Raw genomic sequence first — 6259 nt, 5'->3', positions numbered from 1 at the left:
AAAAATTAACTTCCCGTTAACCTCTCATCGGCAGCCCGTACAAACTTACTCAACTCAAAGAACAAAATCAAATCATCGAACCAAGTCCGTACAAAATTCGCTCACAAGTAACCTCCCGGCTACCTCTCGGCGACTTGGATTAATCTAGCCCACCCGCCCCAAACAACACAAATCCCCAGGATAACGGGCATTATGGCAGAGTCTTACCTGGCTAAGTGGCCCCATAGCTACTAATGCCTCAAGGAAGCCTGCAATCGAGATGCTTTCTCCCATATTTGAAAGGCCTCTCTGGTGGACCGCTCCCCTTTAGGTGGGCGATCCCAAAAATGGATTGGGGAGGGCGGACAATTAACAGCAAGATGACCACCGGGCTCCTTGCATGGAAAAAGGCCCCCGATTTCTCGGGGGCCTATCGGTGGAGCTGCCGGGAATTGAACCCGGGTCCTTCGTCACCTTGCCAGGGCTTCTCCGTGCGCAGTCCGCACAGGATCTCTGCTCGGCCCTCCGGATCGGGCGAACACGTCCGGATGATGGGCCCAGTCACCAGTAAGAGTCCCGACTGGTCCTGATGACCCGGCCAGCCGGCTAGTTCCTTAGTCGATGCCAGGTTCTAGGTCAGGAACGAAACCTAGGCTGACAGACACGCGTCGCTGTAATTAGGCAGCGAGGGCGTAGTCACGCTGAGAGTTCTTCTCTGCGTTTATTGGTTGCTACGACGCTTATACGGTGGTCGTTAGCCTGCACCGGCACGCTTCCCCTGGCTCAGTGCACGAAGTCGAAACCAAATCAACCCCATGCGGTAGGGACGGGATAGTGCATCTTCCCTACGGTTCGTATAACACTACCCCACCCACTTTTATTTCCTCAAGTGCTCCTTCAGCCACTCTTTGAGGACCACTGCGTGGTTGACCTTGCGGTTGGCGGCGGCAAAGAGAAGGGTGGCGTCGGCAAGCGCAAGCAGCTGGGTGAGCTCTTCGGAGTCATTGTCATCCAGCTCAGCCTTGTAGCGGCGGGCAAACTCGTCGAAACGATCCTCGTCGTGGTTCCACCATTTGCGCAGCTCCGGACTCGGCGCGACTTCCTTGAACCATTTCTCGTAGTCCACATCGCTCTTGGCGACGCCCCGGGGCCACATCCGATCCACCAGCACCCCGACGCCTTCGATGGTGTCCTCACCCTTGATGACGTCGTGGACTTTCGCTGTCTTAAACATTGATGCCCTTCACGCGGCGACCGAGCTCGCGGGAGATTTCGCGGTCCTGGTCGCGGCGCTTAATATCCTCTCGCTTGTCATAGTCCTGCTTGCCTTGGGCCAGCGCAAGCGAAAGCTTGGCGTAACCATTTTTGAGATAAACCTTGAGCGGAACCAGGGTCTTATTGCCATTGCGCACCTGGCCATAAAGTTTGTCGATCTCGCGGCGGTGCAATAAAAGCTTGCGGGTGCGCCGCGGGCTGTGGTTCGTCCACGAGCCCATGGAGTACTCCGGAATGTGGAGGTTCCGCAAGTACACTTCGCCATCGTCAATGGTGGCGAAGGCATCATTGAGCGAGATTTTGCCCTCCCGCAGGGATTTAATCTCGGTGCCGAGCAGGACGATGCCACACTCGTACTCCTCGAGAATTTTGTAGTCGTGCCGGGCCCGGCGGTTGGTCGCAAGCGTAGCCTCGCCGGATGCCGCCTTCTTGTTTTTCTTGCCCTTCTTAGCCATAGTTATGCCAGTGTAGTGCCCTTTTGACTGGCCCGGCAAACAGACTATTTGCGCACATATGACCGCAGGGTGATATGGGCCGTAACGGCGGTAACCACCAGCGCTAGCAGGCCAACGAGCGGGAGGGCAATCCAGAGATCGCCGGATTTCATAGGAGCAAGCAGCTGTGATTCATAAAGTCCCTGCAGGGACGGGTCTACCACTTGGGACTTGCCCAAGAAGATGCCGGCCCCGCCGAGGAGTACACCGATGAGGGAAGCCAAGACTGCTTCCATGACGAATGGCGCCTGCGTCATCCACCGGCTTGCGCCCACCATGCGCATGATCTCCGTTTCGCGAGTGCGGTGGAATGCAGCAATTTGCACCATATTAGCCACCAAGAAGATGGCCGCCACAGACATCACGATGGCTAGGATGAAGGTGGCATTGCGGATGGAGTCGAGGTTGCTAGCGGCATTGCGCACCTCTTGCTGCTGGTCGACGACGTCCTCTACCGCTGGGTTATCCCGAATCGCATCGATTGCGGAGGCATCTTCTGGGTCTACAAGCCGCACGTGGAATGCAGCCGGCAGCGCATCAGGGGAGGTTTGCTCCACCATCACAGGGTCGGTGTCTTGAAAAAGTTCTTTGAACCGCTCATAGGATTCTGCGCGGTTGCGGTATTCCACGGACTCGACGGAATCATCCGCCTCCAACTTATCCTTGATATCCGCGCAGGCCGGACTCGTGCAGTCTGGATCCCCGGCAGAAATATCCTCATTGAGCTGAACCATGACCTCGACGCGGTCGAGGTAGATATCCTTGGTGTCCTTGGTCAGGTTGGTCACCATAATGCCGGCGACAACGAGCCCGACCGCAATCGCGGTGGTGATAATCATGGCAATGGTCATAGTCAGGTTGCGGCCAAGCCCCTTTGTGGCTTCGCGGAAAATAAATCCTAGCTTCATGCTTCCCCCTCGTATTGTGCGTCATGCTCATCGCGCACGAGCACTCCATTGCGCAGCTCCAGCACGCGCTTGCGCGCCTTATTGACGGCGCGGGCGTTATGGGTGGACATGACCACGGTGGTGCCGCGGCGGTTGATGCCCAGCAGTAAGTCCATGATCTCGTCAGCGGTGGCGGGATCGAGGTTGCCCGTGGGTTCGTCGGCAAGCAGAAGCTTCGGCCGATTAACCACCGCACGAGCGATGGCCACACGTTGCTGCTCACCACCGGAGAGCTCATGCGGATAGGCGTTGTGGCGATCGTGGAGTCCCACCAGCTCCAATACCTGCGGGACCGCAGTGGAAATGCGGTACTTACTCTTGCCAATGACCTCCAGTGCAAAGGCCACGTTTTGATACACCGTCAGCTTGGGCAGCAGGCGGAAATCCTGAAAGACGTACCCAATGGACTGACGCAGCGCGTTGATCTGCTTGCCAGAAAGCTCATTGACGTGGAAATCATCAAAGTAAATATCGCCCTCGCTGACATTGCTATAGCGCACCATAAGCTCCAAGAAGGTGGACTTACCGGAACCGGATGGACCGATCAGGAAAGCGAATTCACCATCCGTAATCTCGAAAGACACCCCATCGAGCGCTGGGCGGGACTCGGCGGAGTAGGCCTTAGTCACATTGTCGAATCTAATCACGTGAATCACTGTAGCAACCAAAGTTGACACCGCGCTGTGAACTATATTTAAGTAATGTGGTCTAAGACACTAATTTGTTCCGACCCAATCGACAGAAAGTGCCGATACTATGGCCGAAACCGAAACTAAAGAAAAACCACGTTCTGCAAGCGGCTTCCTGGGCACTGTAGAAAAGATTGGCAATAAGCTGCCGGATCCGTTCTGGCTCTTCGTCATCCTCGCGGCAATCGTTGCTGTGACCTCCTGGCTGGGACACCTCATCGGTATGAGCGCCGAGGATCCTAAGACAGGCGAGACCATTGAGGTTGAATCGCTGCTGACCACCCAGAATATCTCGCGCATGGTTACGGACGCCGTGGAGAATTTCACCAGCTTCCCGCCGCTCGGTGTCATCCTTGCCGTGATGCTCGGCGTAGCCGTAGCGGAGCAGTCTGGTCTGCTTTCCGCTTTGGTGCGCGGCATGGTCACCAAGGTCAGCGCCAAAATGCTTACCTTCGTCGTGGCGTTGGCCGGTGTGACCGGCTCCGTGGCCTCCGATGCCATCTACGTCATCCTCATTCCGCTGGGTGCCATGGCCTTCCACGCGGTGGGCCGCTCCCCCATCGTGGGTGCCATGGTGGCCTTTGCGGCCTCGTCTGCCGGATTTAATGCCTCGCTGATTCTCAATATCACCGACCTCCTGCTAGCTGGTATTTCTACTCCAGCCGCGCAGTTCGTCGACGCCGAGTATGAGGTCAGCCCGCTGGCGAATATCTTCTTCGTCATCCCTTCCGCCGTGGTGCTTTCGCTCATCATTACCGCAGTCACGGAATTCCTCATGGTGAAAAAGGCCCGCGAATTGGTAGACCATGACCACATCAATTACGAGGAAGTCTCCTTTTCCAAAGCCGCTGGCGGCCCTTCCAACGCGGAAGGGGAAGAGGAAGAATACGACTTCGCAGATGATGAAGAGGCCATGCGCATCAAACCCAACGAGCAGCGTGGTTTGATAGCTTCCGGCGTCACCCTGGCGATCTTCCTCGCTGCCTTCTTCGCCCTGCTGTTTATCCCTGGTTCCCCGCTGGCGAGCCAAGAAGACAGCTTTATGGAGTCGCCGCTCATCAGCGCCATCGCGGTGCCCATTGCCTTGGCCTTCTTGGTATGCGGCATTGCCTATGGCTTGGCGGCTGGCACCGTGAAGTCCTTTGCTGATGTGCCGACGTTTATGGCCAAGGGCATCGAGACTCTCGTTCCCATGCTGGTCCTCTTTTTCGCCGTCGCCCAGTTCCTCGCTTGGTTCGAGTGGTCCAACCTCGGCGTATGGACCGCTATTAAGGGCTCCGAGCTACTCCAGCACTGGTCCCTGCCGCCGTTGCTCATGTTCGCCGCGCTGGTCGCCATGGTGGCACTGCTCAACCTATTCATTACCTCAGGCTCTGCCCAGTGGGCCCTTATGGCGCCGGTCATCGTACCAATGATGATGTATGTGGGCGTCTCACCTGAGGTTTCCCAGATGCTCTTCCGTATCGGTGACTCCCCAACGAATATCATCACCCCAATGTCGCCCTACTTCGCTCTGGCGTTGACCTTCTTGCAGCGCTACTACAAGCACGCGGGTGTGGGTACTTTGATGTCGCTCGCCCTTCCTTACTCGCTATGCATGCTGGTGGGCTGGTTCACCTTCTTTGTCATCTGGTACCTCATCGGCATTCCGCTGGGACCGGGTGCACCGATGGACTACGTGGGTTAGGTCCATAAAGATCAGGCCGAACTGAGGATTTTCTCCCCTCAGTTCGGCCTTTTTGCGTTCAATTCAGCCCGATCAGTATGGACCTAAGCTTGGTCTTCTTGTTGCTGCATGCGCCAGCGGATACCGGATTCCAGGAAGCCATCGATATCTCCATCGAGCACCTTGGATGGATCACCCACCTCAAAGTTGGTGCGCAGGTCTTTGACCATCTGGTACGGGTGCAACACGTAGGAGCGCATCTGATTGCCCCAGGAGGCGTTACCACCAGCGCCCAGCGCGTCAAGCTCGGCCTGCTCCTCTTGGCGCTTGCGCTCCAAGAGCTTTGCCTGCAGCACGCGCATAGCCGAGGCCTTATTTTGAATCTGCGACTTTTCGTTCTGGCAGGTGACCACGATTCCGGTGGGAATATGGGTTAGACGCACCGCGGAGTCGGTGGTGTTGACGGACTGTCCACCAGGGCCCGAAGAACGATAAACATCGACGCGCACATCATTATCTGGAATATCGATGTGGTCCGTTTGTTCCACCACCGGCAGGACTTCTACCTCGGCAAAGGAGGTCTGGCGCCGGCCTTGATTATCAAAGGGCGAGATGCGCACTAGGCGGTGTGCTCCCTGCTCCACGGAAAGCTGGCCATACATGTATTCTCCGTGGACCACAAAGGTCGCGGACTTGATGCCTGCTTCTTCCGCGTAGGAGATGTCATATACATCCACCTTGTGGCCGTGCTTTTCTGCCCAGCGGGTATACATGCGCATAAGCATTTCAGCCCAGTCCGCCGCATCCACACCGCCGGCACCAGAACGAATATTGATAACCGCCTCACGCGGGTCATACTCACCGGAAAGCATGGTGGTCACCTCTAGGGATTCGATGGCAGATTCCAGGGAATCAAGCTCATCTTCCGCTAGGGAAGTATCTCCCTCTTCTTCGGCCAGTTCGTACATGACGGGCATGTCCTCGAGACGCCCGCGCAGCGCTTCTAGCTTGCGAACCTTCGCCTGCGCTGCGGAAAGCTCAGAGGTGACCTTTTGGGCATGTACGGGGTCGTCCCACAGGGATGGATCCCCGGCCTGGGCCTCTAGTTCCCGAATGCGGGCAGCCAAAGCCTCTGGGTCCATGACCTTCTCAATGGTGGTCAGGGTGGATTCTAGTTGCTTGAGCCGTGCTGTTACTTCGGGACGCATA

At 56.8% G+C, this 6259-nt stretch carries 6 protein-coding genes and 1 other RNA gene; 1 reads left to right on the top strand and 6 read right to left on the bottom strand.

Annotated features, from left to right (window positions below; genetic code table 11):
* Window positions 1-413 precede the first annotated feature (413 nt).
* The 5 genes from ssrA to ftsE all read right to left on the bottom strand — a co-directional run bounded on the left by ssrA (window position 414) and on the right by ftsE (window position 3342).
* Window positions 414-794: a transfer-messenger RNA gene (ssrA, locus tag QP904_RS09765) on the bottom strand.
* A 62-nt stretch (window positions 795-856) separates the two neighbouring features.
* Window positions 857-1213: a DUF488 domain-containing protein gene (locus tag QP904_RS09760; RefSeq protein ID WP_023020832.1), complete on the bottom strand. Its 357-nt coding sequence runs from the start codon at window positions 1211-1213 to the stop codon at window positions 857-859.
* Window positions 1206-1709 carry an SsrA-binding protein SmpB gene (gene smpB, locus QP904_RS09755; RefSeq protein ID WP_005322310.1) on the bottom strand — a complete coding sequence of 168 codons (504 nt, stop codon included), beginning with the start codon at window positions 1707-1709 and terminating at the stop codon, window positions 1206-1208. Before smpB ends, QP904_RS09760 begins: the two co-directional genes overlap by 8 nt.
* Window positions 1710-1753: 44 nt before the next feature.
* Window positions 1754-2656: a permease-like cell division protein FtsX gene (gene ftsX / locus QP904_RS09750; protein ID WP_200287999.1), complete on the bottom strand. Its 903-nt coding sequence runs from the start codon at window positions 2654-2656 to the stop codon at window positions 1754-1756.
* On the bottom strand, window positions 2653-3342 hold the full coding sequence (gene ftsE, locus QP904_RS09745) for a cell division ATP-binding protein FtsE (RefSeq protein ID WP_259824850.1): 690 nt from the start codon (window positions 3340-3342) through the stop codon (window positions 2653-2655). The genes ftsX and ftsE overlap by 4 nt, the downstream gene beginning before the upstream one ends.
* 109 nt (window positions 3343-3451) lie before the next feature.
* On the opposite strand from ftsE, the gene QP904_RS09740 reads away from it, so the two are divergent.
* Window positions 3452-5071: an AbgT family transporter gene (locus QP904_RS09740; RefSeq protein WP_259824852.1), complete on the top strand. Its 1620-nt coding sequence runs from the start codon at window positions 3452-3454 to the stop codon at window positions 5069-5071.
* 83 nt (window positions 5072-5154) lie between these two features.
* Here QP904_RS09740 and prfB read toward each other — a convergent pair whose 3' ends face one another.
* Window positions 5155-6258, bottom strand: a complete 1104-nt coding sequence (gene prfB, locus QP904_RS09735; protein ID WP_259824855.1) for a peptide chain release factor 2 — start codon at window positions 6256-6258, stop codon at window positions 5155-5157.
* Window position 6259: the final 1 nt, after the last annotated feature.

This window comes from Corynebacterium nasorum (assembly GCF_030229765.1).
Classification (GTDB): domain Bacteria; phylum Actinomycetota; class Actinomycetes; order Mycobacteriales; family Mycobacteriaceae; genus Corynebacterium; species Corynebacterium kefirresidentii.
This window is presented reverse-complemented; position numbering and strand designations above follow the sequence as displayed.

Coding starts and splice junctions, on each gene's coding strand:
- QP904_RS09760 (WP_023020832.1), bottom strand. CDS start 1,213: ATGTTTAAGACAGCGAAAGTCCACGACGTCATCAAGGGTGAGGACACC.
- smpB (WP_005322310.1), bottom strand. CDS start 1,709: ATGGCTAAGAAGGGCAAGAAAAACAAGAAGGCGGCATCCGGCGAGGCT.
- QP904_RS09740 (WP_259824852.1), top strand. CDS start 3,452: ATGGCCGAAACCGAAACTAAAGAAAAACCACGTTCTGCAAGCGGCTTC.
- ftsX (WP_200287999.1), bottom strand. CDS start 2,656: ATGAAGCTAGGATTTATTTTCCGCGAAGCCACAAAGGGGCTTGGCCGC.
- prfB (WP_259824855.1), bottom strand. CDS start 6,258: ATGCGTCCCGAAGTAACAGCACGGCTCAAGCAACTAGAATCCACCCTG.